The sequence below is a fragment of the Colwellia sp. BRX10-9 genome, assembly GCF_014077405.1.
Classification (GTDB): domain Bacteria; phylum Pseudomonadota; class Gammaproteobacteria; order Enterobacterales; family Alteromonadaceae; genus Colwellia_A.
Window position 1 is genome coordinate 1 of sequence record NZ_JACGVV010000105.1, and the last position, 474, is coordinate 474.

1 protein-coding gene is annotated in these 474 nt (G+C 35.4%); it reads left to right on the forward strand.

Features of this window, described 5'->3' with window-relative positions:
* Positions 1–391, forward strand: a 391-nt coding sequence (locus H4J69_RS19665) for a hypothetical protein (RefSeq protein WP_220469607.1), incomplete at its 5' end; no start/stop codon positions are given.
* Positions 392–474: the final 83 nt, after the last annotated feature.

The window sequence follows — 474 nt, forward strand, 5'->3', positions numbered from 1 at the left end:
GGCGTTATGTGGCAAGGAGGCATCCGTGGGAATTGAGCAATTAAATGGGTTTCAACTTGAGGCAGTTCATTTTGGCACTGCATTCTACAATTTAGTATTTGATGGAGAGAAAGATGGTAAAGCCACTACTTTTCATGTTGGTACAAATTATTATATTTCGAAATCTATCGACCATCTAGAAGATTTATCTGAAAATATTTCTGTCCTATTGTGGGGATTTTTAGGTGAGACTATTCAAGTGACAAAGATAGTTGAAAAGGAAAACTTTAGAGCCATCGAGTTTATCTTTAGCAATAGAAAAAATTTTATTGTTTGGCAAGAATCAGATGCAATAGATAATCTGGTAATTGTTACAAATCCAAACTCAAAAGAATGGTTTGTTGAGCTGTAGATAGTTGCCACATAACAAGCTATTCAAACGGACGCTAAACAGTTGGCTAGCTTCGTTCCTCGCAATTTTAGCCAACAATTTTT